Raw genomic sequence first — 26,881 nt, forward strand, 5'->3', positions numbered from 1 at the left:
ATGCCCATCAAACGCTCCCCGGCCGCCACGGGGGATCGCAGCGTCCTCGACCTGGACGCCGAACCCTCCCGCATCATTGTTCCCGGCAACGAGAACAACCTGGTTCCGTCCGAGAAATTCCAGCGTCTGTTCGACGAAGCGCAAGCCATGGAGCGCGAAGACGCCTGGCAAAGCGGCGAAGTGGGTTTCCTGAGCCGCGCCAGCGTCCAGGTCACGTTGCCCTACCGCGCGCCCAAGGGCGCGCCGCCGGTGTGGACGCGCACCAGCGGCAATATTTCGCTGATGATCCAGCCGGGCTATTTCACGCAGCAGCGCTCCGAGCGTGCCGCCAACGGCCGCCAGAAGCTGGTGTCCGAGACGGTGTCGCTGGGCTACCCGTATGGCTCCTATCCGCGCCTGATGCTTGCCTGGATCGGCAAGGAGATCATGGCGAAGAAGAAGCGCGGGGAATTTACCGGCACGGTGGAAGACCGGCGTATCTCGCTGGGCAATTCGCTGTCCGAATTCATGTACAACCTGGGCATCCCGATGGCCACCGGCGGCAAGCGCGGCACCATGACGCTGGTGCGCCAGCAGATGATCCGGCTGTTCTCGGCGACCATTGCGATCGTGCAGAACAAGTCGACACCCAGCCAGAACCAGAATCCCAACCACGAGCCGCTGTCGATCGACCGCGTGGGCTATCTCCTGGCTGACCAGCTGTCGACCTGGTGGGACCCGATGCAGCCTGGCCAGGGGTCGATGTTCGAGAGCTTCGTGGTGCTGTCCGAGCCGTTCTTCAACGAACTGGTCAACCGGCCGGTGCCCGTCGACATGCGCGCACTGAAGGCCCTCAAGCAGTCGCCATTCGCGCTCGACGTGTATTCGTGGCTGACGTACCGCTTTTTCACGATCCAGCGCCGCACGGAGATCCCGTGGGAAGCGCTGCAGATGCAGTTCGGCACCGAAACCGAAAGCGAGCGCAAGTTCCGCGCGCTGTTCCGCAAGGCGCTGAAGGATGTGCTGGTGGTGTACCCCGGTGCCAAGGTCGACGCGGACTCGTCCAAGGCACTGATCCTGCAGCCGTCGCGCACCAGCGTGCGCAAGCTCGGCTAAGTGCCTGGCGGGGCCACCGTCGGTAATGAGGGGCCCTGGATGCAAAAAAGGCAAGCGTAGAACGCTTGCCTTTTTTGTTTGCCCGCGACGGACGGATCCGCAGCGGGCGAGGGGATCCGCCGAGGCTGGATCAGGCCGGCTTGATCGCCGAAGCCTGCAGGCCCTTCGGGCCTTGCTTGACTTCAAACGTCACGCGTTGCCCATCCTTCAGGGTCTTGAAACCCGAACCCTGGATTTCGGAGAAGTGCGCGAACAGGTCTGCACCACCGTCGTCGGGGGTAATGAAGCCAAAGCCCTTGGTCTCGTTGAACCACTTGACCGTACCGGTTGCCATAGGAATTTCCTTTTCGAAGCAAGTTCTTGTACACAACGCAAACAACCGTTCAAGCACGTTGAGTTCTCGTAGATACCGAACGGAAGCCGACGAGGTGACACGACTTGACTCGACTGTAGCGCGCATCATAACCACTTTGGATTGCGGTGTCATGTGCGGCGTAATGCGCACTATAGATACTTTAGGCATATTCCAGCCTGCTTTTCAAGCAATTTTACGGTCTTGCGTTTTTCCGTGCCCGAGAGGGTGGTTTCTGCCCTGGAGAGCATATACATAAACTTTGTAAAATTGAAAAACGGTTGATACGTCACCTCGTTTTGGCTACAGTTGCGCCTTAAGAATCAACCGCGCGCTTTCAGCGCTGAAAGAGAGGTCGCAGTGCCAGCCAAAATCATCACAGTCTTTAACCAGAAAGGCGGTTGCGGCAAGACCACGGTCAGCATGCACCTTGCCGGAACACTCGGCCTGCGCGGCGCGCGCTCGATGCTGGTCGACATGGACGAGCAAGGCACCGCCACCCGCTGGGCCGCACAGGCCAGCGACGAGCGGCCTTTCCCGGCCTCCGTGATTGGCCTGGCGCCGTCCGGGGGGGCCATGCATCGCGAGGTCCGCAAATTTGTCCAGGATTATGACTACATCGTCGTGGACTGCCCGCCGGCGGTGCATTCCGCAGCGCCCTCGAGCGCACTGCTGATCTCGGACCTGGCCATCATCCCGGTAGTGCCGTCGCCCCCGGATCTGTGGGCGGCGGTGGCCGCGAAGACGCTGGCACAACATGCCCAGGTCCAGAACGAGTCGCTGCTGATTCGGGTGATGGCCAATATGGTCCAGCGCCGGGTTTCGATTGCCCGCCAGGCGATTGAAATCCTTGGCGATGACGGCGACGTTCCGCTGTTGAATTCGATGATCGGGTCGCGCTCGGCATTCCGCGAATGCCAGGCGATTGGCTGTACCGTGCATGGCGTCGCGGGCGCGCGCGAAGCGGTGCAGGAAGTCGACATGATGGTCGACGAAATATTGTCCTTGATTGAGTAATAGGCATGGCTACCAAACTGAAGAGCCTGAAGGCTGGCATGCTCGCCGGCATGGCGGCCGAAAAGAACCGCAGCGAAACCCTGGACCGCTTTGCCCGCGCAGAAGCGGCTATTTCCCAGCATCCGAATGGTTTGCTGCAAGGCAGGGGAGCCGATGCGACTCCTGCTTTCAGCGCTGAAAGTCTTGGCGATGCAGCGGCCGGCCGGCAGCTGATCCGGATCCCGCTGCCGCAGTTGCACGACAATCCCCTGAACGCACGGCGCATCTACGATCCCGCGGTGGTGCAGGAGCGGGCTGCGTCGATCGCGACACATGGCCAGAAGACACCCGGCCTGGCGGCGCCGGATCCGGCGCGTCCCGGCCACTACATCCTGATCGACGGCCATTACCGCAAGCGAGCCCTGGCGTCTGCCGGCAAGCTCGAGATGGAATGTTTTGTCGAAAACGACTTGAGCGACCTGGACTTCTACCGGCTGTCGTTCATGCTCAACGAGCAGCGTTCGGACCAGTCGGCGCTCGACAATGCCATCGCCTGGCGGCAGCTGCTGGATGAGGGCAAGGTCCAGAAGGAAGAGGAGATCTGCGAACTGACCGGGATCTCGGCAGGCACCGTGAACAAGACCCTGGCGCTGCTGCGCCTGCCGGAGTCCGTGCTCGGCGTGATGCGCGAGCGCCCAAGCGCAATCGGCATTGCCGCGGGCTACGAACTGACTTTGTACTGCAAGCTGGCGGGCGAGGAGCGCACCCGCGAGCTCGCCGCGCGCATTATCAATGACGGGCTGTCCAGCCGCGAAGTCGAGGCCATCCGCAAGCACGCGCAGGAAGGCAAATCACGCAAGGTCAAGGAAATCAGCCGCCAGTACAAGATCCGCACCGACAGCGGCCAGTTGCTCGGCACGATCAAGGAATGGGACTCCGGACGCGTGATGCTGGACGTGCAGCTGATCGACCGCAGCGCCCGCGAGGCGCTGGTCGAAGCGCTCAAGACCCGCTTCGGGCTGGACAAGACGCTGCTCTGAGCCGGGCGCGCACCAGACTTCCTTCGGACCGCCGGGCGTCCTGATAGTCTGACATGCGCGGCAGTCGCACCACTGCCTGCGCCATCTTCAGGCGAGCAGGTCGCGTGGCGACCTGGCCGCAAACGCCGGATCACAAGCCTCGCGATAGCGCTCGACCATGGCCGCGAGCAGCGCGTGAAGCCCTCGCACCGAATAGCCACCGAGCGGCAGCGCCGCACGCTTGCGCCTTGCACGGCTGGTCGGTGGTGCTGCGGGCGGGCCGATCAGGCAGGCTTCTTCGGTGCCCGAGCCATCCCATGGCAGGTCGCGGTCGTGCCAGTGCAGGGCCAGCGCGCGCAGTGTGCCAGAGGCAAGGACATCCGACGGATGGCTTGCGCCATCGGCGCCTTCGAGCGTCTCTTGCGCCGTGCCGCATGCCGGCCCGTGTGCCACCAGCGAACGCCGCGTCGCCGATGTCAGCCGTTCCAGGCTGAGCCCGTGGTCCCGCAACAGCAGGATGGCCGCGTGGGCGGTGCGGTAGCGCTGGCCGTCGCTGGCGCATGCCCGATGCTGCAGCCAGGACAGGAAGGGGGCCAGGCGGTCATCGGACAGCGGTATGCGGCCCGGCGGCGCCGTCACAGCCGCAGGCGCGGCAGCGTCCATCGAAGCCACGGCTGTCTCCGCGGCTTGCGCCGGCCAGCGTGCCGCAAACGGGTAGCCGTTGTCGTGCATCCACCGGAACAGGGCCGCCAGCACGCGCATGCTGTGGCGCTGGCTGGCAGGGCTGAGCGGCCCGGTCAGGGGCCGCCATGCGGCCTGCTGCCGCGGCGCCCGCGGGCCACACCAGCGGCTGGCGGGCTCGGGCCGCGCGAGGAAGGCCAGGTAGGCCTGGCGGTCGTCCAGGTCCAGCTGGCGCAGCCCCTTGTGGCGTTCCAGCGCCGCCCACAGCAACAGGCGCTCCGCCTCCTTGCGATAGGCCGCAAAAGTGCTGCTCCGGCCTGCCGCTGCCTCGCGCAACCAGGCTTTGACCACGGTGACACCCTCGCTGTACGGGCAGCCGCTGCCGGCGTCCGGCGCAGACGCGGAGGGAGCCTCGCTGAGCGATTCCAGCGGCAGCGGCTGCCGCATGGCAGGGCCCAGCGCAGCCGGCGCCAGGGGCGCCCGGTTGCCCACATGCGCGCCCAGCAGCGGCTTGCCATCATCCCCCTTGAAGACCGAACGATGTTCGCCGAGCCAGCGGTTGATTGCGCCGCCGGCGAGTGCGCCAATGCGCGGCACGGCCCGCCACCAGGCGCTGCCGCGTTGGTTGGCCATCCCAATAAGAGCATCAAGCGTCACAATTCCGGCATTGCGCAGGCGTCGGGCCAGCGCGGGCGCAAACCACAATTCCACGCCATGCTGCGCGCGCGGCGCCGCCGTGCCCAGTCGTTCCAGCTCGCCCAGCGCGTCCACGCGGCGATCCATGCCGCGATTGGAGCGCCCGGGACCGGCCAGCAGCAACTCGGCCAGGTCCGCGCGGCCGTGCAGGTGCGCCAGCTGCACCATGCGGTCGCGCAAGGCGAGCAGGATCCGCAGCGCCGATTCGGCGCCGTCATCGTCGTCGTCGGCTTCGTCAGCCAGGTAGCGCGGCACGACCATTGCCGCCGGCATGCCCTGGACATAGGCGCGCACGGCGGCGAACTCGCTGCGCGTGAGGCTGATCGTGGTCGTGGCGGGAATCATCGGCAGGCTTGCGCTGTATAGCTAACTTATTGATTTATAAGGCACTTCAAGGAAGCGAGAATTCATCCGCCCGGAAATGCATAGCAAAATGCAATGCCGATAATTTTATGCGCGATTTCGCTGCCTGGACATCCCCCGCAGCATTGTGCAGTTCGTATGCTTGGGGTCAACGGCGGATTGACGCGGGTCGGCGTCGAGTCGGGGATTACCCGCCGCAGCACCCCACCACCTTGCATTCGCCGGGTGCGTTTCATATGCTGCAGGTCAGGAGTTATAAAAATTAAGATCAGACTTCAGTCACATCTAAACGTCTTAAACATAAGCGTCTAACAACGCAAACCGGGGCGATCCGGTATCTCCAGGGGAAGTACGGACCTGCGGCCAGACGGGAAGGCTGCACGGCGGCCCGGAGCACTGGCGGATCGTATGGAGGTGCAACCGCAGGATAGCGGTGCACGTCCGGCAAGCAAGTGCGGATTGTCGCGAGGTCCGTGCTTGCCGCAATAATAAGAGAGCGGCCATGGCCACCATCCTCTTGATCGAGCCTCACCCCCTCCTGCGCCTGGGTCTGCGCCATCTGCTGGCCCAAGCACACATTCCTGGCGACCTGATCGATATCGATCCCCTGGCGCCGATCGATTCCGACCTGTGGCTGGACAATGCAGATCTGCTGGTCTATGGCCTGCCGGCCGACCAGGCCAGCGGATGGCCGATGCTGGATGAACTGTGCCGACGGCTGCGCCCGCAACGGGTGCTGGTGCTCAGCGACCAGGGAGCGCCTTCGCTGCCGGACGCCGGCCTGCCTGAACCGGTGCGCGGCTTCATTCCCAAGCGTTGCAGTGCGGATGCGCTGGACGCGGCGGTGCGCCTGGTGCTGGCCGGCGGCGAATGCTTCCCGGCGTCGGCCCAGCACGTTCCTGGCCAGCAACCCGAGGCCGATGCGGGGCATGCGCTAGTGCCAGCGGCAGCCGGACACGGTGACCCCCGGGTGGTGGCGCTGCGCGCCGGCGTGGGCGATGCCGTGCACGACAGCACGGCGCCGATGCCCCACCGTTATTTCCAGGCGCACGCGACGGAATTCGAGACCCCGTCTGCCGGCGCGCACCTGCTGAATATTACCGAGCGACAGTATGAAGTGCTGGCGCTGCTGGCACGGGGCTATCCCATCAAGACCGTCAGCCGCATGCTGAACATCTCGATTGCCACCGCAAAGACCCATGCCTGCACGCTGTACCAGCGCCTGCATGTGCGCAACAAGGGCGAGGCCGTCTATGTCGCTCTGCAAAAGGGCGCCACGCTCAACTGGGCGGGCCCGGCCAGCACCGCACCGCCGCTGCGCTCGCCGGCGCTGGCTCCGGACTGCCAGGCTGCCTGAACCGGCATGACCGGTGACGAGAAGGTGGCGCATGGGCCGAAGCGGACAGCAATGCCCGGATGAGGGCGCGGCTGCGGCGCGCCCTCATCCATCTGGCGCGCCGCTCTCAGCCAAAAGCATGAGGCAGGGGCCAAAACGGCTTGCTACCTTCTGAGGGAAGGCATCTGCAGACACTTTCGCCGGCGGAATGGCGCTACGTGGATGCCGTGCAAGCCGGGCCGCGCCGCAGCCCGGATCCCGACCGGGTGGCAAGCGCAGTTGCGGCCCGGGGCTGCCGCCGGACCGAGTCAATGTCGACCTACCTGATCGCCAGCAACGAAATGATGTGCCGGGTTCTGGCACGGCGCCTGAACACGCTGAACTTGCCGCAGCCGATTACCTGGCGCACCCCGCAATGGCTGCAGGAAGCGCAGCCGTCGATGTGTCCTGCGCCGTCGCCCGCTTCGGCGCCGCCGGACCCTGCCGATATCGCCGTGGTCGATTGCACCGGCCTGGAGGGCGACCCTCGCGTTTTGCTCGACCAACTCCAGGCGCGCCTGGCGCCGCGGCGCTGGCTGGTGCTGTCCGACCGCCTCGAGCCCGCGTTGATCGTGCATGCCGCGCTGCTTGGCGCCAGCGGATGCCTGGCATTGCCGGCAGCGGTCGACCTGGTCTGCGCGGCCACCGCGCTGGTGTGGGCCGGTGGCCAGTGTTTCCCGCGCATGGCACTGTCGCTTGCCGGGGCCTGCCCGGTGTCTTCCTCCCTCGTTTGTGCGAGCCGTCCTACAACCACCGGATGAGGGCCGCGACGATGCTGATCGCCTATGCTTGATTCGCCCGGAGCAGAAGCTGGCCCTCATTCGCAGGCCGGCCGCCCCGGGAGGGAAGGGGGTCGTATGAAGCCCGGACTGGAATTCCTCGTCGTGCGCGGCTTTGCCGTGCGCGAAGGCCGAGGCAAGTGGGCGTGCTGCTTCGAAATCAGGCTCGCAGCCCAATATGGCGAAGGATGCGGCGCGGATTGCGCTGCCGGCAGCGACGAACCGCTGCTCTACCGGGGAGAACTGCACGGGCGCCAGTTTGATTGCGAGCTGGCTGCCGCCGATGCCGCGCGCGCGGCCGGCGAGCGCGAAGCGCTGCTGCGCGTCGAAAGCCTCAAGGCGCTGATCATTGCCCAACATCGGCTGCGCGTGCCACTGGTTACCTGAGCCTGCAGGCAAGCGCGCAGCGCTTGTGCAGCGGCACCCGGCGCGAGCGCCCGGTGCCGCTGTGCGTTTGCAGCTTCCTTGTCTGCGCGCTTGCCGGCGCCTGGTGAACTTCCCTGGCACGGGTGGCCAAAAAAAGAAGCCCGCCGACCGGGGGACCATGCGGGCTTTGAAAACGCTGCCCGGTGAAGCATGGGCAGCGATCCCGATTGAACATATCCAATTGCGGAAAGACTCTCTATCCACCAGAAGGCCAATGCCGCAATGTGCCCTCAACCTTCTCTGCACCTCTTCCGGCAAGCCTGAACGCACTTGCTCATTCGTCGACGATGCGTGCGGCCGGCGCCCCAGGCAATGCGGACGATGCCGCCGCCTGCCACACGATGGTAGGCTGTCACACTGCGTTCCGACTCCTGACTTCTGACGTTTACAGCGCCCGCACGCCCCATGAGCCACTGGCCCCACTGGCATCTTGTCTCCCTCTTCGGCGAATCCGCATACCTGCTGCCGTGCGCACTGTTCCTGTGCCTGTGGCTGTACTGGCGCGGCGCGCCCGGCAGCGCGCGTCACTGGGTGCTGGCGTTCCTGCCGGCGGCGCTGCTGGTGCTGGCGTCCAAGCTTGCCTTCCTCGGCTGGGGCATCGGCAGCGAGGCGCTCAATTTCACCGGCTTCTCCGGACATGCCATGATGGCCGCGTCGGTCCTGCCCGTGATGTTCTACCTTGCCGTGCCTGCCGCCTGGACGCGCCGCGGGTGGGCGGCAGCAGGGGCAGGGGTGTGCCTCGCCTTCCTGGTCGGCGTCTCGCGCCTTGCGCTGCATGCGCATTCGGTATCCGAAGTCGCGGGCGGACTGGCCGTGGGCCTGTGCGTGAGCCTGCCGTTCATCGCGCGCCGCACCACGCCGCACGGCCCGCTGGCGATGGTGCTGGCCGGGGTGGCGCTTGCCAGCGCGCTGGTCGTGCCGATGACCGGGACCGTGGGCGCCTCGCACACGCTGATCCAGCAACTGGCCATGTTCCTGTCCGGACGTGACCGCACGTTCGAGCGCGGCGAGTGGGCCATGCTTGCTCCCGTGCATCTGCACAGCGACATCCACGCTGCCCTGCGCGCACGACTGCCCCACTGAGCTGCCTCTGGGGGCCGCCGCACCAGGTTGACCACCGCGCCGCGGGCTGTGTGCGCCCGCCAACAGACACTGCATGGTGGCTCGGCAACTATCGTCCCATCAAGCTTGCATGTGCGGTGGGGCGGTCATGGCATCCATTTCGACCTTTACGGCAGATCGCTATACGGCGTTGCACATCCTGTACCGGCTGGCTGACGCCGTGCTGGTCGGAGCCTGTGCGATCGTGATCGGTGCCCTGTACTTTCCGGAGGGCATCCGTGGCGCCGCGCCGGTCCATGGCTTCCTGGCCGCCTTGTGTTCGGTCGGGGTGCTGGCGGTGTTTCCCGCCTTCGGCATCTATGAGTCGTGGCGCGGCCGCAGCCGGGCGGCGCTCGTGCTGCGCCTGCTCGCGGCCTGGAGCACCGTCTTCATCGTCGGGCTGATGACGGCCTTCCTGATGCACCAGATCGCTGCGGTGTCGCGGGTCTGGTCGCTGGGCTGGTTTGGCTGCAGCCTGCTGGCGCTGGCCGGCGTGCGTGCCGTCATGTTCCGGATGCTGGGCAATGTGCGCGAGCAGGGCATCAACGCCAAGCGCGTGGTGATCTTCGGCTACGGCCCGCTCGGCCGCGAGATGTACCAGCGGGTGGACCAGATCCGCGCCGCGGGCTATCGGGTCGTCGGCATCTACCATGAAGAGCCCATCATCGTGCCGGACGGCGTGATCCCGCTGCGCACCATGTCCGAGGTCAGCATCTTCGTGCGCAGCCAGGGTGTCAGGGAAATCTGGCTGACCCTGCCGATGGTGGCCTGCCGGGACCTCTATGACGTGGTGCGGCAGTTCCGCAATGAGCTGATCGACATCCGCTGGATCCCCGACGTCATGTCGGTGGAGTTGCTGGGCCACCGCTTCAGCGAATTCCTCGGCCTGCCGGTGATCGACCTGAACAGCCCGCCGGTGTCGGGCATCACCGGCCTGCTCAAGGCCAGTTTCGACCGCGTCTTTGCCCTGGCTGCGCTGGCGGGCCTGTCGCCGGTGCTGCTGGTGGTGGCGGTGCTGGTGAAGCTGTCGTCGCCGGGGCCGGTGCTGTTCCGCCAGCAACGGCTTGGCATGGACGGGCGCCCGTTCGATGTCTTCAAGTTCCGCACCATGCGCGAGCACGCCGATATGGGCGTGACGCAGGCGGTACGCGGCGATGCGCGCATCACGCGCGTCGGCGCGTTCCTGCGCCGCACCAGCCTGGACGAACTGCCGCAGTTCTTCAACGTCCTGCGCGGCGACATGTCGGTGGTGGGTCCGCGCCCCCATGCCATGGAGCACAACGAGCTCTACAAGGAACTGATCGACCGCTACATGCTGCGCCACCGCGTCAAGCCGGGCATCACCGGCTGGGCGCAGATCAACGGCCTGCGCGGCCAGACCGATACCGTCGAGAAAATGCGCCGGCGTATCGAGTTCGACATCTATTACATCCAGCACTGGTCGTTCCAGCTAGACCTGCAGATCATCCTGCGCACCGCCCTGCACGGCTGGACCGGGGCGAGTGCGTACTGATACGGCGTCGGCGGTGCCCGGGGGCGCATTGTCTTGGTGCGCAAACGTACCGAAGCCGAAGCCTGACACGCGTGCAATAGGGCGCACCATAGAACGGGAGGTGTTCAATGAAAGCAACCATCCGCAACATCCTGGGCGAAGTCGCCCGGCTCGATGTGCCGGTCGCCGACCTGGCGGACAGCGATGACCTGTACGCCGCCGGCTTGTCGTCACTGGCCACCGTGCACGTGATGCTCGCGCTCGAAAATGCCTTCGATATCGAGATTCCGGACCAGATGCTGACGCGTCAGCTGTTCCGCAGCGTCGACTCTCTCGCCGCCGCGGTCGAGCAGATCCGGCAGCCGCGGGAGGCAGCATGAACCCCGTTGCCAGGGTGGCACTGGCCCATTCCAGTGCAGATCCCGAAGCCGTGCTGGCGAGCGGCGAAGCACTGATCGCCGCTGCCCATACCGCTGCCGGGATCGCGCAGACGCATGCCGATGCCGTCGACCGCGACGCGCGCTTTCCGCATGAGGCCTTCGACAGCCTGCGCCAGCTTGGCCTGATCGGCGCCATGGTGCCGGTGGCCCAGGGCGGCGCAGGGGCCTCGCTGGCGACCGTGGCCGCGATCTGCCGCGTGCTGGGGGCCGCGTGCGCATCGACCGGAATGATCTACGCCATGCACCAGATCCAGGTGGCGTGCGTGATCGAGCACGGCGCCGGCAGCACATGGCACGACACCCTGCTGTCACGGATTGCCGCGGAGCAGTTGCTGATGGCCTCGGCCACGTCCGAAGAAGCGATCGGCGGGGCACTGCGCAGCAGCGGCTGCGCGCTCAATACGGAGGGCGAGCGCTTTCACCTGCTCAAAATGGCGCCGACGATTTCCTACGGCGCGCATGCCGACGGCATCCTGATCACAGCGCGCCGTCACCCCGATGCCTCGCCGTCCGACCAGGTCCTGGTGTGCGCGCTCAAGTCGGACTACACCCTGCAAAGCCTCAGCACGTGGGACACGCTTGGCATGCGCGGCACCTGCAGCAACGGCTTCCGGCTTGAAACCACGGGCGATACGGCGCAGGTGTTGCCGGTGCCGTTCGGCGAGATCGCGGACGCCACCATGACGCCGGTGTCGCACATCCTGTGGAGCGCGCTGTGGCTGGGCATCTGCAGCGATGCGGTGACGCGTGCCAAGGCCTTCTTCCAGGGGCAGGCACGCGCGCGGCCGGGCTCGCTGCCGCCTTCGGCGGCTCGCGTGGCGGAAGCGGTAAGCCTGTTGCAGCTGATCGAAGGGCGGCTGGACCTGGCGCTGGACCAGCAGCGCCGGCGCCATGCCGAGCCGTCGGTGTCGGCGGCCTTCGCGCTGGCCGCCGGCATGAACGGGCTGAAGACCGCAGTGTCCACGCTGGCGCTGGAGGCCGTGCAGCAGGCCATGCTGGTGTGCGGCATGGCCGGATACAAGCACGGCACGCCGTTCAGCCTGGGGCGGCACCTGCGCGATCTGTGGTCGGCTCCGCTGATGATCAACAACGACCGCATCCTGACCAACACGGCCAATCTGTTGCTGGCCGGCCGTTCCTGAAGGAGGCCGCATGGACGCTCATACCCTGACCGACGCCGGCGCCATGGGCGGCGCCGTGGATGCCCGCGCGCCCGCGCCGGGCACCGGACCCGCGTCATTGACGCCCACGTTCCTCGAGCGGCTGCTTGCCGAGGGCCTGATGATCGAGACCGGCGTGCGCGGCATCTACGGCCGCAACGCCACCTTCGAATCCATCTGTGACGGCCTGAACGCCGTCATGACGCGCCTCGGGCACGACCAGGACGCCGAATCGCTGCGCTTTCCTCCGGCCATGGGCCAGGCGGACTTCGAGACCAGCGGCTATCTGAACAGCTTCCCGCAGCTGGCGGGCACCATCCACAGCTTCTGCGGCGACGACAAGGGCCACCGCCGCCTGCTGGCGCGGCTGGAGAACAAGGAAGACTGGACTGACCAGCAGCAGCCGACGGGCGTGGTCCTGACCCCCGCGGCCTGCTATCCGATCTACCCGGTGATCGCGCGGCGCGGCCCGCTGCCCGAAGGCGGCAAGGTAGTGGACGTGATGTCGTATTGCTTCCGCCATGAGCCGTCGCTCGAGCCAACCCGCATGCAGCTGTTCCGCCAGCGCGAATATGTCTGCCTGGGCACGCCGGAGCGCATCACCGCCTTCCGCGAGCAGTGGCTCGCGCGCGGCCTGCAGCTTGGCGAAGCGCTGCAGTTGCCGGTGGAGATCGACGTTGCCAACGATCCGTTCTTCGGGCGTGGCGGCAAGCTCGTGGCCGAAAGCCAGCGCGAGCTCAAGCTCAAGTTCGAGCTGCTGATCCCGGTCAACGACGGCGCAGGGCCCACGGCCTGCATGAGCTTCAACTACCACATGGATCATTTCGGCGCCATGTGGGGCCTGCGCACGGCAGATGGCGGCACCGCGCACACCGGGTGCGTCGGCATCGGTGTCGAGCGCATGACACTGGCGCTGCTGCGTTACCACGGCCTGGACCCGGCGCGCTGGCCGCAAGCCGTGCGCGACACGCTCTGGGGGGGATAATGTACGGCGATGGCAGGGCGAGGGTGCGAGGAGGCCGCGCCACGTGGCATGGCGGCAATCCGGTCTGGTCCCATGCGAACCAGCATATCGACCTGTGGGTCGAGCTGCTGCAGGGATGGGACCTCGAGCCCATTGCTGCCCTGCCGTTTACCGTGGCCCAGGATTTCGAGGGTGACCAGTTCACGCTCTCCGCATTTCCGGCCAATGACCTGGAGCGCCTGTACGGCATCGTCACCCACGAGCTGTCGATGTACGACCGGCTCGAGGCGCATGTCGCGGCACAGACCGCGCGCGGCAACGTGGTGCTGCTGGAGGTCGACAGCTATCGGCTGCCGCCGCCGGCCGGCACGTATCGCCGCCAGCATATGCGTTCATGCATCGGCATCGACGTGCTGGTGCCCGAGGCCGCCGCCGTGGGTTACTTCCACGGCGACGGCTACCACACTGCCAGCGGCGATGACTATGCCGCCATCTTTCGCCCGGCGGCAGGCGCATACGGGGATTCGCCGGCCTTTCCGCATGCATCGGTGGCGCGGCGGCGTTTTTCCGCCCTGACCGATGCCGCGCTGATGCGCAGCTCGCTCGAACTGCTGCGCCATCACTTGTCGCGCCGTCCGCAGGAGAACCCGATCAGTGTGTTCCGCATGGCGTTTCCGGGCCATCTCGAACACCTGATGACACGGGGCGAGCCCAACTTCCAGGTCTATGCGGCAAGCGTGCTGCGCCAGCTCGGTGTCAATTTCGAACTGCTGGGGCGCTACCTGCGCTGGCTGGTCCTGCACGGCCATGCGCTGCCGGATGCCATCGGCGAGGCTTGCTACACCATGGCGTCCGAAGCCATGGTGATGCAGTTCCGCCTGATGCGCGCTGTCATCAGCCGCAAGTCCGACCCGTGCCAGGACTGCCTGGATCAGCTTGAGCAGGCCTATCAGGGCACCGTGCCGGCGCTGGCCTCGCACTTTGGCGCGAGTGTGACATGAGCGCGCGCGACGTGGCGCAGCTGGCGCAAGCGCAGCCCGCGGCCACGGCCACAACCGCAGCCACAACCTCCACGGCGGCCACCTCGACGCTGCTGGCGATCGCGCCCGGCGTTGCCGTGGGCCCGTGCACCCTGAGCGGCGAGTGGGGCTGGCTGGAGACCCTTGCCGGCGCGGCGCAAGGCCCGGCGGAGTTGTCGGCGGACGCGGCCTGGCTGCCCGCGCCGGTGCCCGGCACCGTGGCCGCGGCCATGCGCGCGGCTGGCCGCTGGGACGACAGTGCGCCGCCGCCGCTGCATCGGCATGACTACTGGTACCGCCTGCGCTTCGCCGGCAGCGGCCGGCGCCAGCTGCGCTTCAATGGCCTGGCCACGCTGGCGGAAGTGTGGCTCAACGGAGTGCTGGTGCTGACCACGCGCCATATGTTCGCCGCGCACCAGGTGGAAGTGCAGCTGGCCGGCGAGAACACCCTGCACCTGTGCTTTCGCGCGCTGCATCCGTGGCTGCGCAAGCAGCGCGGCCCGGTCCGCTGGAAGCCGCGCATGATTGTGCCGCCGACCCTGCGCGCGGTGCGCACCACGCTGCTTGGCCACATGCCGGGCTGGTGTCCGCCGGTGCACGCGGTCGGGCCGTGGCGCGATATCGAGCTGCTCGATCCCGTCAGCACCGATGCGCTGCACGGCGTGCGCGCCGACGTGTCCACGCAGCTGGAGGGGGCGGACGGCGTGATCACGCTGAGGCTGCACTTCCCGGGACCGGCGCCGGCGCAGGCATGCTGCCGGGCAGTGGATGCCAGCGGCGAAGTCTGCGGCAACCTGGAGCGAGTGTCGGAGCATGTGCTCTGTGGCACGCTGCGGGTGGCGCAAGCCCGGCGCTGGTGGCCGCATACGCATGGAGAACCCGCGCTGTACCGGGTCGAGGCCCAGCTCGGCGGGCAGGCCCTGCACTGCGCGCAGGCGGGCTTTCGCACCATCGAAGAGGACCGCGACGGCGAGCCCGGCGCGTTTGCGCTGCGCGTCAATGGCGAGCGCGTGTTCTGCCGCGGGGCCTGCGTGTCCAGCCATGACCTGCCCGGACTGGCCGACACCGACGAGGCGGTGGGCCGTTGGCTGCGTCTGGCGCGCGATGCCGGCATGAACATGGTGCGGGTCAGTGGCGTGACCTGCTACCCCGGCGAGGCCTTTTACCGCCAGTGCGACGAGCTGGGCCTGATGGTGTGGCAGGACTTCATGTTCGCCAATTTCGACTACGGCGCGGATCCGGATGCGTCGCGCGGCCTGATGGAAGATGCCACGCGCGAAGTCGGCCAGTGGCTGCAGTCCACGCGCGCCCATCCGGCCATCGCGGTGCTGTGCGGCGGCAGCGAGGCCGAGCAGCAGGCGGCGATGATGGGCACGCCGCGCGGCGACTGGCGCCAGCCGCTCTTTGACGAACTGATTCCTGGCCTGGTGGCCGCGCATCGCCCCGGCGCAGTCTATGTGCGCAACTCCCCCAGCGAAGGCGCCTGGCCGTTCCAGCCCGATACCGGCATCACGCACTATTACGGCGTGGGTGCCTACGAGCGCCCGCTGCCGGACGCGCGGCTGGCCAAGGTGCGTTTTACGTCCGAGTGCCTGGCATTTGCCAACGTGCCGTGCACACGCACCCTGAATGAAAGCGGCCTGACCCAGCCGCTGCACGATCCGCGCTGGAAGGCGCGGGTGCCGCGCGATGCCGGCGCGGCCTGGGATTTCGAGGACATCCGTGACTTCTACCTGCGCGCCTTGTACGAGGTGGACCCGCCGCGCCTGCGCTACGAGCGTCCGGCGCGCTACCTGGCGCTGTCGCGCGCGGTGGCGGCCGAGATCATGACCGAGGTCTTCAGCGAGTGGCGCCGCGTGGGTTCCACCTGCTGGGGCGGGCTGGTGTGGCAGCTGCAGGACCTGCTGCCGGGAGCGGGCTGGGGCATTGTCGATGCGTGCGGGCGGCCCAAGTCGCCCTGGCATGCCCTGCGCAGCGTGTGGCAGCCATTGCAGGTGCTGCTGACGGACGAGGGCCTCAATGGCCTGCATGTGCATGTCATCAACGAAACCGCGCGGCCACGCGCCGTGCAGCTGACGCTGCGCTGCCTGCGCGATGGCGAAGCGGTTGCGGCACAGGCGCGGCAGCCGCTGACGCTGCGCCCGCGCGAGTCGTGCCGGATCGCCGCGGCGGCCATGCTCGACCATTTCTTCGATTTCACCTACGCTTACCGCTTCGGGCCGCCGGCCCACGATGTGGTGCTGGCCACCCTGCATGCGGACGATGACAGTGGCGGCGCGCCGCTCAGCCAGGCGGTCTATCTGCCTGACCGCCGCGCCAGCGCGCTGCGCGCGCCGGAGTTGCGCGGCAGCGTGGAATGCGTGCAGGGCGAGTGGTGGCTGGCGGTCGGCACCCGGCGCTTCGCGCGCTGGGTGCATATCGAGGATCACGCCTTCCTGCCCGAGCAGGACTGGTTCCACCTCGGTCCCGGGGAAACGCGGCGTATCCGCCTGATGCATGAGAGCGGACCGGGTGCACTGGCCGGCGCCATCCCTTCGGGCGAGATCTACGCCATCAACGCCGACCAGCCCGCCAGCTACGACGCGTAGGGCGCAAGCATCCCCGCGAGCTTCCTTTTCCCTTGCCGTGCCTTGCCTGGCCGCGCGCCGTCGCCGGCAGGCACTTGCATTCGCCGCCAGCCGGACGCGCCATGACGCGCCACGAGGACGCCGTCGTGACGGCGTTCCCGCCTGCTACCAACCAACCAATGGATGAGCGAGTACCAACCGTCAGCCTACTGTCGCTTCAGTGTGCGATAGCACTTAATACAGTCAGCAAGGCAGCACAAAGCGCACCGCGGCCTTGCGCGGCAGTACGGCAAAGAGGGGTTGCAGCCAGCCACGAGTCAGTCGTCAGCAGTGTCAACAAGTCGATAGGCGTCAGTCAGGGGTGGAATGGCAGCGCGGGTTCGTCTGCACCACGCAGCCAGCGCGCGCTGGCGGGCCAGTGCCGCTCTCGGGTGAACGGGGAGAAACAACATGATCACGCAACGGTCGGACCTGCATGTCAATCATCTGCTCAACGCGTTGCCGCGGCAGGAATGGGAGACGCTGTCGCGCCACTTTGAACTGGTCCGGCTGCGCGCCGGCGAACTGTTGACTGACACCAGCCAGCGCATCGTGCATGTGTATTTTCCGACGACGTCGGTGGTGTCGCTGCTGTCGCTGCTTGAAGACGGCGCCACGGTCGAGTTTGCCGCGGTGGGCAACGAAGGGCTGGTCGGCATTCCGGTGGTCACGGGCGGCGACACCATGCCCAGCCGCGTCGAAGTGCGCAGCCCGGGTTTCGCCTACCGCATTCCGGCGCGCGCGTTGCGGGCCGAGCTGGCTTACCTGCCGACGCTGCAGCGCGTCACGCTGCTGTATGTGCAGGCGGTGCTGACGCAGATCGCGCAGACCGCGGCGTGCAACCGCCATCACTCGCTGAACAAGCAACTGTGCCGCTGGCTGCTGCTGGCCCGCGACCGCATGAACTCGGACGAACTGGTGATCACCCAGCAGGTCATTGCCAACATGCTGGGCGTGCGCCGCGAGGGCGTCACCGAGGCCGCCGGCAAGCTTGAGAACCTGGGTTTGATCCATCACAGCCGTGGCCATATCACCATCCTCGATCATTGTGGCCTCGAGAAGCACTCGTGCGAGTGCTACAAGCTGGTCAAGCGCGAGTATGACCGCCTGTTGCCGGCGCTGGCCCACGCCTGAAACGTTGGCGCGCGCGGCGCATGCAGCGCCGCGCGCCCTTTGCGCATGCGGATTGCGTCAGGCCTGCGCCGGATCGATGGCGCCGAACGACGACAGCAGGCCGGCGATGAGCTCCTCATAGGCGGACTCGATCGTGCCGAGGCACTCGGTGCAGCGGTCCGGACGGCCGCGCGCGACGGCCCGGGCCAGGCGGAACTGCAGCACCTTGCTTTCCGACGCAATGCTGTGGGCCGCCTGCGCGACGCGGGCGGGCACGTCGTAGCCATGCTCGCCGAACCAAGCGAGGCAGTGATGCAGCATCTCGAAGTTCGCCCCCAGCTGGCGCGGCAGATTGAAGCCGTAGTGGTAGAAGTAGGCATCGCCGCGCGCCAGTATGACTGCGACGTGCTCGTCGAACTCGGCGCGCCAGCGCGCAACCGGGTTGACGGCGGGGCGCCGGCCCAGATGACGGCGCATCAGCGTGGCGGCGGCCTCGCGGGCAGCCGCGCCGCGCAGCGGCGGGCGCACGCGCTTGGCGTATTCGGCATACGGAAACAGGATGTTGCCATCGCTGAGCTCGGGCGTGAGGCGCAGCAGGCCGCGGTAATCCTCATCCTTGGCGCTGTGATACCCCAGGTTGTGGTAGTAGGACAGGCGCTGCGCCACGGGGTCGATCTGGTCGATGGCGACCGTGGTCTTCACATGCCCCTGGCGATAGGTGGTGGCGCGCGTGTCGGGCAGGTAGTAGCTGTCCATTTCCACCAGCACGGTATTGCCGCGCCCGACCTGTTCGACAACGTGCGCCTGCATCGTGTCGTAGACCGCCATCTCCAGCACCACGGTGCCATACAGCAGTTCAAGGTCAGCCTGCGGATACTTGAAGAAGGTGAAATGGTCGCCCTCGAAGTCCTGCGTCACGGTGAAGGCCAGCGCGGCGCGCGGATCAAGCCCCCAGCCATACAGCAGCTCGATCCACAGATCCATATAGCAGTTGCTCTCCTGCCAGATCGAGGCTTCGTCATGCAGCAATCGCTGCGCCGGCCTGGCCGCATGGCGGGGGGGGTGGGGGGCGTCGTGGCAGGCCTCGCTGCCGGCGGTGCCGGCATCCGCCGCCGTGGTTGCCGTTGTTGCCAGTTCCCGCTCCATGTCGTTCCTCCGCAGTGTGCGCATGCCCCTCAACCGCGATGGCAAGCGGCGCGCTTGCACGGTCCACTGTATTGCAGCGCCTGCGGCCGCCGGCTTCGGTGCGCTCTCCAACAGAGCGCGCGTGATTGCGTGCGCCCTCGTCCCACTTCGCCTGCTTCGCCGCGGCCGGGCAGAACGGCGCAAGAAGCGTGTGCGGAATCGAACAGATTCAGCCAGCCAGCCTGCCTAGACTGGCTCACATCCCCGTCAAGACGCTCAGGGATCGCTGCCGGGCGTACCCGTTTCTGCGTGGCCGGCACGGTGGCTGCGCGTTGCGCAATGGAACGCCCGGGACGCTTGGAACGGGCTACAGGCCAGGAGGCATGATGCGAACTCGGACCCGGGACCAGATTCCGCCGCCATCGGCGATTAACGGCGGCGTGCATGCAGCCATACAGGCGCTGGCCGACAGACCGGTGCGTTGCGCCGCGCCGCTGCCGGTGGTCCAGCCCGTCATCCTTGCGGGTGGCACCGGGACGCGCCTGTGGCCGCTCTCGCGCGAGCAGTTCCCGAAGCAGTTGCTCAACCTGATTGCCGAAGACACGCTGCTGGAAGCGACCGCCAACCGCCTGGCGGGCGTGGCGGCGCTGGCGGGCCGCCCGGCCGGCAAGGAGGCGGCGCAGATCGTGGTCTGCGGCGAAGAGCACCGCTTCATGATCACCGACATGATGCAGCGCGCCGGCAAGCCGGCGCGGGTCCTGTCCGAGCCTTGCGGGCGCAATACCGCGCCGGCGCTCACGGTGGCGGCGCTGCATGCGCTCTGCGCGGCGGGCGACAATGGCGATGCCGTGCTGGTGGTCACGCCGGCCGACCACAGCGTGGCCGACGTCGGGGCGTTCCGCCAGGCCATCGCCACGGCGATACAGCATGCCGACCTGGGCGCCATCGTCACGCTGGGCGTGAAGCCGGCCGCGCCGGAAACCGGGTTTGGCTACATCCGCGCGGCGGGTGGCGCGGATCGCGGCGCCTTTGTGCTTGACCGTTTCGTCGAGAAGCCGCATCTGGAACTCGCCAAGCACTATGTGGCGTCCGGCGAATTCTGGTGGAACAGCGGCATCTTCGTGGTGCGGGCCTCGGTCTGGCTCAGGGCCGTGGCCGAACTGCAGCCCGAGATGGCCCGGCTATGCCGCGCCGCTTATGAGGCGAGCGAACGCGCCGCCTGCGCCGGCGAAGTGCTTTGCCTCGGCAAGCAGGCCTTTGATGCCTGCCCTTCCGACTCCATCGACTACGCCGTGATGGAGAAGCTTGAGACGCTGCCGGATATCGCCGGCATGCTGGTGCCGCTGGATGCGGGCTGGTCCGACGTCGGCTCGTGGGCGGCGATCTGGGATATCGCGCCCAAGGACGCCAGCGGCAATGCCGGGCGCGGACGGGTGCTGTTCGATGGCGCCACGTCGTGCCTCGCGCATTCCGAGGGGCGCCTGATTGCATGCGTCGGGGTGCAGGACGTGGTGGTGGTGGAGACCGCCGATGCGGTGCTGGTGGTGGACAAGGCGCATGTGCAGGATGTGAAGAACATCGTGCAGCGCATCCGCTCGGAGCATGGCAATGAAGTGGTAAACCATCGGAAAGTGCGCCGGCCCTGGGGCTGCTATGACTCCATCGATCGCGGCGACCGCTTCCAGGTCAAGCGCATTGTAGTCGAGCCCGGCGCCAGCCTGTCGTTGCAGATGCATTACCACCGCGCCGAGCACTGGGTGGTGGTGCGCGGCACCGCGCGCGTGACCTGTGGCGACAACATCAGCATTCTTTCGGAGAACCAGTCGACCTATATCCCCATCGGCACCCTGCACCGGCTGGAGAACCCGGGCAAGACTCCGCTGGAGATCATCGAGGTGCAGTCGGGAGCGTATCTCGGCGAAGACGACATCGTGAGGTTCGAGGACAACTACGGACGCAAATAGGGTTTGGCAGCCGGTGTGTGGCGCCACCCGTCGGCAGACGTGGCAGCACGCACCGGTTGCTGCAGCAAGGGCAGCATGTGGCGGGGAGATATGTCGTGAGCAGAATGTCATTTGCCGGCGCCATGCCGGTACCCGGTCAGGTGTCGCCGCGCAGCGGCGCGAATGCGCGCGTCTTGCTGGACCATGCGGGCTGGATTGTCGCGGCAGGACTGGCCGGCGCGGCCCTTGCCGGGCTGGCGTCGCTGTCGACGCCCGACCTCTATCGCGCCAAGGCACTGGTGCAGGTGCAAAGCCGGGACAGCGGCGCCGGGGCCAGGCAGGCCGCGCCGCAGCTTGACCTTGGCATGCTGAAGAGCCGCGCCGTGGTCGGCCCGGTGGTCGAGCGCCTGCATCTGGATATCGAGGCGCACCCGCTGCGCGCGCCGCTGCTGGGCAGCGTGGTCAACCATTTCTCGGAACCCGGCAAACTGCGCGGGCCGTGGCCGGCGGAACTGGGCTACGCCTGGGGCGGCGAGCGCCTTGCGGTGCAGCGCCTGCACGTGCCCGAGCGCCTGCTCAACGTGCCCCTGACACTGGAGGTCCTGCCCGACGACGGCTTCCGGCTGCTTGGGCCGAATGCGCAGGTCGAGGGCCGGGTGGGCCAGGTCGCCGAGGCCGGCGGCATCTCGGTGCTGGTGGCGGGGATCGAAGCCCGTCCGGGCACCCGCTTCCTGGTGACGCGCCGCGACCTCACGCTGACGGTCGATGCCGTCACGCGCGAGCTGCGCGTCGACAGCGAGTCCAGCGATGCCACCACCCTGCGCATCAGCTGGCAGAACCGCGACGGCGCCACCGCGGCGGCGCTGGTCAACGGCATTGCCGATTCCTATATCAAGGGCCAGGCCGAGCAACGCCAGGACGACGCGGCCGCGACGCTCGCGTTCCTGTCGGGCGAACTGCCGCGCGTCAAGGCGGAACTCGAACGCGCGGAGAGCGCGCTTACGCGCTACCGCTCGCGCTCGGGCTCGCTGGCGCCCAGCCAGGACGTGCAGTCCTACCTGAACGGCAGCATGGAATACCAGCGCCAGATTGCCTTGCTGCGCCTGGAGCGCACCAAGCTGCTGCAGCGCTTTACCACCGAGGCCAACGAGGTGCGCACGGTCGACAGCCAGATCCAGCAGTTGGTGCGCGAGCGCCAGGAGATGGACGCGCGCATGCAGAACCTGTCGGCGTCGGAGCGTGAATCGGTGGCGCTGACGCGCGATGTCAAGGTCGCCGAAGACATGTACATGACGCTGCGCAACAAGGTCGAGCAGCTGTCGCTGGCGCAGCTCGACCGCACCGGCCAGATCCGCGTCGTCGACAACGCGCTCACGCCCATGGTGCCCATCGGCATGGGGCCATGGCCGCCGGCCGCGGGCGGCGGCGCGCTGGGAATGCTGCTGGCGATGGGCGTGCTGACGCTGCGCCAGCGCGTGCGTCCCACGGTGGCAACGGCCAACGACGCCGAGGCCACGCTCGGCATCACCATGCTGGGCGACATTGCCTTCAGCCGGGAACAGGCGGTGCTGGAGCGCATGGTGTCGGCCAAGGCCCTGCTCGGGGTGGCCGCCGGCTACGCCGCGCTGCCCACCGCCCGCCTTGAGCGGCCGCGGCCTTCCAGCGCGGTGATCGACGTCGCGGCGCTGGAAGACGACAGCGCCGACCGGCTGCTGCGCCTTGGGCTGCACGACCAGTTCCTGCTGGCGCGCAACGCGCCGCATTCGCTGGCGGTGGAGGGGCTGCGCAGTATCCGCGCGGCGGTGCATTTCGCCCTGCGCGAGGCCCCGGACCGTGTCATTGCCGTGACCAGCCCGGCGCCCGGCGCGGGCAAGACTTTTGCGTCGGTCAACCTGGCGGTGCTGTTCGCCGAAGCCGGCCAGCGTGTCCTGCTGATCGACGCCGACCTGCGCCGCGGGCGCGTGGCCAACTGGTTTGACCAGCCCGCAGAGTCCGGGCTGGCTGAGTTGCTGACCGGGCGCGTGGCGCTGTCAGCCGCGTTGCGGCCCACGGTCATCAACGGCCTGTCGATCCTCCCGGCGGGCCTGCCCCCGCCGAATCCTTCGGAGTTGCTGATGCGCCCCGGCATGGCCGAAACCCTGCGCCAGTGCGCCGCCCGCTTCGACCTGGTGCTGGTCGATACGCCGCCGGTGCTGGCGGTGGCCGATGCCACCCTGGTGGCCAACCTTGCCGGCTCGACCCTGGTGGTGTTGCGCGCCGACACCACCCTGCCCGGGCAGGTCGACGAAACCCTCAAGCGCCTGCAGCGGGCCGATGCCCGCATGCTCGGCGGCGTGCTTAACTGCGTGATCACCAAGCGCAGCAACCGTGCAGAGTTCAGCAGCGTCAATCCATACCTCGGGATGCCGGTGACGGTGCCCCCATCGCACCGGATCGGGCAGGCGCTGCATATGGAAGACAACGACGAATAATCGACCGCTCCCGGTGGAGCGTACCCGTTTCTGCGAGAGCGTCCGGGTCAGCTTCTGCATGCGCGTGCGCGTGTGCTCTACCGGTCTGTGGGCGACCATCCGCTCGCCAGGAGGCGACATGAGGCGCCTTATGTTCGAAGGCTGTGCCGGCTGGCTGCACGAGGCACAGGGAAAGACCGGGGTGGTCCTGTGCGCGCCGCTGGGCCATGAAGCCATGTGGTCGCACCGGGCGTGGCGGCACCTGGCCGACGATCTCGCGGCGGCGGGCGTGGCGGCGCTGCGCTTTGACTATCCCTGCACCGGCGATTCCGCCGGCGCCTGCGACGAGGCCCATTTCGTCGGGCGCGCCGTATCCAGCATCGTGGCCGCGGCAGCGCAGCTGCGCGCGCTGGCCGGGGTCGAGCGGATCGTGCTGTGCGGCCTGCGGCTGGGCGCGAGCCTGGCGGTGCAGGCTGCCGAGGCGATGCACGCGCAGCCGGCATGGCAGGGTGGCGTGGCCGGGCTGGTGCTGCTGGCCCCCGTGGTCAATGGCCGCGCCTACCTGCGCGAATTGCGCGCGCTGCATATGAACTGGCTGAACAGCGTCGGCCCGGCCGAACCTTCCCATCCGCCTCCGCCCGGCGCGCTCGACGTGCTGGCGTTCCGCTGCATGCCCGACACCGTGCGCGAGCTCGAGGCGCTGCGGCTGGACCGCGTCACCCCGTGCCCCGCGCCGCGGCTGCTGCTGCTCGATGCCTGGCCCGGCGCCACCTCGGCGGCCGCTGCGCTCGCGCGGCAATATGCCGACGGCGGCGCGCAGGTCGAACAGGCGGCGTTCGCCGAATACCCCGCGATGATGCAGTCGGCGGAAAATGCTGCGGTGCCGGCGCAGGCATGGCAGCAGGTGATTGCCTGGCTGACGCCTGAGCCGGCTGCGGCGCCGGCGGCCAGGCACCACCTGCGCGGCACTATCGGGGCCCCGGCCCTGCGCGCAGCCGTGGATGGCGTCGTCGAGGAGGCGGTCTGGCTCGACGCCGAGCGGCAGTTCGGCATCCTGTGCCTGCCGCGGGATGCGGCGCCGGCCCCGCTCGCGGTGATCTTCCCGAATACGGGGGGCAATCACCATGTCGGCGACGGGCGCATGTATGTCACGCTGGCGCGCCGGCTGGCCAGGCAGGGCGTGGCCTCGCTGCGGCTGGACGTGGCGGCGCTGGGCGACAGCCCGCGCGCGCAACGCTGCATGAGCATTCAGGCCATCTATTCGCCCGCTCCGCGGGCCGATGTCAGCGCGGCTGTCGACTGGATGCGCGCGCGCGGCTTCGGCCGTATCGTGCTGGCCGGCGTGTGTTCGGGTGCCTTTCTCAGCCTGCAGGCTGCGCTGGCCAACCGTGGCGTCAACGGCCTGGTGCTGGCCAACCTGGTGATGTTCCGCTGGGACCGGGCCGACAAAGTGATCGTGGGCCACGGCAACCGGTCATGGCGCGGCTGGCTGTCCGCGGCACGCCATGCCAGCAACTGGCAACGGCTGCTGCGGGGCGATGCGCGGGTCGGGCCGATTGCGGCGGCGATCGCGCGCAAGGCGTACCGCCGCGCCGCCGAACGCCTGGCCTTCCGGCTGAGCCGTCTGCGCGGCGGCGAAGAGCTGCCATCGATCACCGCTTACGCGCGCGCCGCCATGCGCGACCTGGACGGCCGTGGCGTTCGCACGGACCTTGTCTATGGCGCCGCCGACATCGGGCTGGCCGAGGCCAGGCTGCGCTTCGGCAAGGACCTGGAAGCGCTGGCGCGGCTCACGCATATCGCCGTGCACCGGCACGCGTGCATGGACCACGCCCTGTTCCTGGCGGGCGGCCGGCAGGCCTTCTGCGACCATGTGGTGCAGCACGTCGAGCAGCAGCTTGCCGGCATGGATGCGGCACAGGCCGAGCTGGCGCATGCCCCGGAACTCGCCGCCGAGCGCAATTCCATGTTCCCCGGCGTGCCCTGACCCCTGGGCGCAGAGGCTCCGGCGGGGATAACGCCAATCCACCAAACCGAGAACCGTGGCCATGCAACGACGAGACCAGCTCTTCATTAACGGCAAGTGGGTCGCTCCCCACGGCAACGGCAAGATCGACGTCATCCACTCCACCACCGAGGCGGTCATGGGGACGATTCCGGAAGGCACGGCGCGCGACGCCGAGGATGCCATCCAGGCGGCGCGCGCGGCCTTCGACAGCTGGTCGGCGACGCCGCCGGCGGTGCGGGCCGAATACATCGCCAGGATCGCCAAAGGGCTGAAGGCGCGCATCGAAGAGCTGGCCCAGCTGATCGTCGGCGAGGTCGGCATGCCGATCAAGCTGGCGCGTCCGCTCCAGGTGGCCACCCCGGTCTACAACTGGCGCCTGGTCGCCCGCCTGCTCGAGAATTTCCGCTTTGAGGAAGAGGTCGGCAACTCGCTGGTGGTGCGTGAACCTGTGGGCGTGGTGGGTGCCATCACGCCATGGAACCTGCCGCTCAACCAGATCACGCTGAAGGCGGCGCCGGCGCTGGCCGCCGGCTGCACCGTGGTGCTCAAGCCTTCTGAGGTGGCGCCGCTCAATGCCTTCGTGCTGGCCGAGGTGATCGAGGCCGCGGGCCTGCCGCCGGGTGTGTTCAACCTGGTGACCGGCTACGGCCCGGTGGTGGGCGAGGTCCTGGCCAGCCATCCGGATGTCGACATGGTGTCGTTCACTGGTTCGACCCGCGCCGGCAAGCGCGTGTCGGAACTGGCCGCGCAGACCGTCAAGCGCGTGGCGCTGGAACTGGGCGGCAAGTCTGCCGCGGTGATCCTGGACGATGCCGACCTGGCGGCGGCGGTGAAGGGCACCATCGATGCCTGCTTCCTGAATTCCGGCCAGATCTGCTCGGCGCACAGCCGCATGCTGGTGCCGCGCGACCGTTATGACGAAGTCAAGGCAATCGCGCTGAAGGTGGTCGGGGGGTTTACCGTGGGCGACCCGCTGCAGGACACCAGTCTGGGACCGCTGGTCTCCGCGGTGCAGAGGGACCGCGTGACCAGCTATATCCGCCGTGGCCTGGCGGAGGGTGCCGAACTGGTGGCCGGCGGCCCCGAGACCCCGGAAGGGCTGGACCAGGGCTTCTTCGTCAAGCCGACCGTGCTGGGCAACGTGGCGCCGGGCGCGACCGTGGCGCAGGAAGAGATCTTCGGGCCGGTGTTGTCCATCATCTGCTATGACACCGAGGAAGACGCGGTGCGCATCGCCAACGACAGCATCTATGGCCTGGCCGGCGGGGTCTGGTCGGGCGACGAAGCGCGCGCGATCCGCGTGGCGCGCCGCATCCGCACGGGCCAGGTCGATATCAACGGCGGCCCGTTCAACATGCAGGCGCCGTACGGCGGCTACAAGCAGTCAGGCAACGGGCGCGAACTGGGCAGGTATGGCCTCGAGGAATACCTGGAGTACAAGTCGCTGCAGCTGAAGCGGCCCGCTGCCTGACGGCGGGCATGCCAAAGCCGGCAGTGCTATGGGGTTCGGATAACCGTTGGTGTGCTCCCTCTCCCGCGTGCGGGAGAGGGTTGGGGTGAGGGTCGGCGTATCCACGAGGTAGTGCGAGTGGTATGCCACCGCCTGTCCTCACCCCCTGCCTCTCTCCCGCAAGCGGGAGAGAGGAGCAAACCGCCAGCATGCAGGCGTTTTCAGTCA

Annotated in this window: 21 protein-coding genes; 18 read left to right on the top strand and 3 right to left on the bottom strand. The window is 67.8% G+C overall.

Features of this window, described 5'->3' with window-relative positions; genetic code table 11:
• Positions 1-1,095 (top strand): replication protein RepA, encoded by a 1,095-nt coding sequence (locus ACREYQ_RS17620; protein WP_012354866.1) that lies wholly within the window; start codon positions 1-3, stop codon positions 1,093-1,095.
• Between the two features lie 130 nt (positions 1,096-1,225).
• On the opposite strand, the gene ACREYQ_RS17625 is transcribed toward ACREYQ_RS17620, so the two are convergent.
• Positions 1,226-1,429, bottom strand: coding sequence for a cold-shock protein (locus ACREYQ_RS17625; protein WP_006159056.1), 204 nt, complete (start codon positions 1,427-1,429; stop codon positions 1,226-1,228).
• A 378-nt stretch (positions 1,430-1,807) separates the two neighbouring features.
• Between ACREYQ_RS17625 and ACREYQ_RS17630 the strand changes: the two genes are divergently transcribed.
• Both ACREYQ_RS17630 and ACREYQ_RS17635 read left to right on the top strand, forming a co-directional pair.
• Positions 1,808-2,464: an AAA family ATPase gene (locus ACREYQ_RS17630; protein ID WP_432262688.1), complete on the top strand. Its 657-nt coding sequence runs from the start codon at positions 1,808-1,810 to the stop codon at positions 2,462-2,464.
• A gap of 5 nt (positions 2,465-2,469) precedes the next feature.
• On the top strand, positions 2,470-3,483 hold the full coding sequence (locus ACREYQ_RS17635; protein ID WP_432261506.1) for a ParB/RepB/Spo0J family partition protein: 1,014 nt from the start codon (positions 2,470-2,472) through the stop codon (positions 3,481-3,483).
• A gap of 87 nt (positions 3,484-3,570) precedes the next feature.
• Here ACREYQ_RS17635 and ACREYQ_RS17640 read toward each other — a convergent pair whose 3' ends face one another.
• A complete protein-coding gene (locus ACREYQ_RS17640; protein WP_432261507.1) occupies positions 3,571-5,184 on the bottom strand; it encodes a phage integrase family protein in 1,614 nt (537 codons plus the stop codon).
• A gap of 520 nt (positions 5,185-5,704) precedes the next feature.
• Between ACREYQ_RS17640 and ACREYQ_RS17645 the strand changes: the two genes are divergently transcribed.
• The 11 genes from ACREYQ_RS17645 (at position 5,705) to ACREYQ_RS17695 (ending at position 17,698) form a co-directional block, all read left to right on the top strand.
• Positions 5,705-6,559 carry a response regulator transcription factor gene (locus ACREYQ_RS17645; RefSeq protein ID WP_432261508.1) on the top strand — a complete coding sequence of 285 codons (855 nt, stop codon included), beginning with the start codon at positions 5,705-5,707 and terminating at the stop codon, positions 6,557-6,559.
• A 290-nt stretch (positions 6,560-6,849) separates the two neighbouring features.
• Entirely contained in the window at positions 6,850-7,338 is a 489-nt protein-coding gene (locus tag ACREYQ_RS17650) for a DNA-binding response regulator (RefSeq protein WP_432261509.1), read from the top strand.
• A gap of 96 nt (positions 7,339-7,434) precedes the next feature.
• The gene (locus ACREYQ_RS17655; protein ID WP_432261510.1) at positions 7,435-7,743 is read left to right on the top strand and encodes a hypothetical protein; all 309 of its coding nucleotides are present in this window, start codon (positions 7,435-7,437) and stop codon (positions 7,741-7,743) included.
• 444 nt (positions 7,744-8,187) lie between these two features.
• Complete coding sequence (locus tag ACREYQ_RS17660) at positions 8,188-8,865, top strand: phosphatase PAP2 family protein (protein ID WP_432261511.1); 678 nt, start codon at positions 8,188-8,190, stop codon at positions 8,863-8,865.
• A gap of 127 nt (positions 8,866-8,992) precedes the next feature.
• On the top strand, positions 8,993-10,396 hold the full coding sequence (locus ACREYQ_RS17665; protein ID WP_432261512.1) for an undecaprenyl-phosphate glucose phosphotransferase: 1,404 nt from the start codon (positions 8,993-8,995) through the stop codon (positions 10,394-10,396).
• Between the two features lie 107 nt (positions 10,397-10,503).
• On the top strand, positions 10,504-10,755 hold the full coding sequence (locus ACREYQ_RS17670; RefSeq protein ID WP_432261513.1) for an acyl carrier protein: 252 nt from the start codon (positions 10,504-10,506) through the stop codon (positions 10,753-10,755).
• Positions 10,752-11,957, top strand: a complete 1,206-nt coding sequence (locus ACREYQ_RS17675; protein WP_432261514.1) for an acyl-CoA dehydrogenase family protein — start codon at positions 10,752-10,754, stop codon at positions 11,955-11,957. Before ACREYQ_RS17670 ends, ACREYQ_RS17675 begins: the two co-directional genes overlap by 4 nt.
• Before the next feature lie 10 nt (positions 11,958-11,967).
• Positions 11,968-12,960, top strand: coding sequence for an amino acid--[acyl-carrier-protein] ligase (locus ACREYQ_RS17680; RefSeq protein ID WP_432261515.1), 993 nt, complete (start codon positions 11,968-11,970; stop codon positions 12,958-12,960).
• Positions 12,960-13,940: a DUF1839 family protein gene (locus tag ACREYQ_RS17685; protein ID WP_432261516.1), complete on the top strand. Its 981-nt coding sequence runs from the start codon at positions 12,960-12,962 to the stop codon at positions 13,938-13,940. The genes ACREYQ_RS17680 and ACREYQ_RS17685 overlap by 1 nt, the downstream gene beginning before the upstream one ends.
• Complete coding sequence (locus tag ACREYQ_RS17690; protein ID WP_432261517.1) at positions 13,937-16,546, top strand: glycoside hydrolase family 2 protein; 2,610 nt, start codon at positions 13,937-13,939, stop codon at positions 16,544-16,546. The genes ACREYQ_RS17685 and ACREYQ_RS17690 overlap by 4 nt, the downstream gene beginning before the upstream one ends.
• Positions 16,547-16,975: 429 nt before the next feature.
• Positions 16,976-17,698, top strand: a complete 723-nt coding sequence (locus ACREYQ_RS17695; RefSeq protein ID WP_078198677.1) for a Crp/Fnr family transcriptional regulator — start codon at positions 16,976-16,978, stop codon at positions 17,696-17,698.
• A gap of 57 nt (positions 17,699-17,755) precedes the next feature.
• On the opposite strand, the gene ACREYQ_RS17700 is transcribed toward ACREYQ_RS17695, so the two are convergent.
• Positions 17,756-18,823, bottom strand: coding sequence for a DUF1839 family protein (locus ACREYQ_RS17700; protein WP_432261518.1), 1,068 nt, complete (start codon positions 18,821-18,823; stop codon positions 17,756-17,758).
• A 362-nt stretch (positions 18,824-19,185) separates the two neighbouring features.
• Between ACREYQ_RS17700 and ACREYQ_RS17705 the strand changes: the two genes are divergently transcribed.
• The 4 genes from ACREYQ_RS17705 to ACREYQ_RS17720 all read left to right on the top strand — a co-directional run bounded on the left by ACREYQ_RS17705 (position 19,186) and on the right by ACREYQ_RS17720 (position 26,674).
• Positions 19,186-20,766, top strand: a complete 1,581-nt coding sequence (locus tag ACREYQ_RS17705; protein ID WP_432261519.1) for a mannose-1-phosphate guanylyltransferase/mannose-6-phosphate isomerase — start codon at positions 19,186-19,188, stop codon at positions 20,764-20,766.
• 104 nt (positions 20,767-20,870) lie between these two features.
• On the top strand, positions 20,871-23,216 hold the full coding sequence (locus ACREYQ_RS17710) for a polysaccharide biosynthesis tyrosine autokinase (RefSeq protein ID WP_432262689.1): 2,346 nt from the start codon (positions 20,871-20,873) through the stop codon (positions 23,214-23,216).
• A 118-nt stretch (positions 23,217-23,334) separates the two neighbouring features.
• Positions 23,335-25,182: a serine aminopeptidase domain-containing protein gene (locus ACREYQ_RS17715; RefSeq protein WP_432261520.1), complete on the top strand. Its 1,848-nt coding sequence runs from the start codon at positions 23,335-23,337 to the stop codon at positions 25,180-25,182.
• 61 nt (positions 25,183-25,243) lie between these two features.
• Entirely contained in the window at positions 25,244-26,674 is a 1,431-nt protein-coding gene (locus tag ACREYQ_RS17720) for an aldehyde dehydrogenase family protein (RefSeq protein WP_432261521.1), read from the top strand.
• The last annotated feature ends 207 nt before the right edge of the window (positions 26,675-26,881 follow it).

The organism is Cupriavidus sp. TMH.W2 (genome assembly GCF_050847365.1).
Lineage (GTDB): Bacteria > Pseudomonadota > Gammaproteobacteria > Burkholderiales > Burkholderiaceae > Cupriavidus.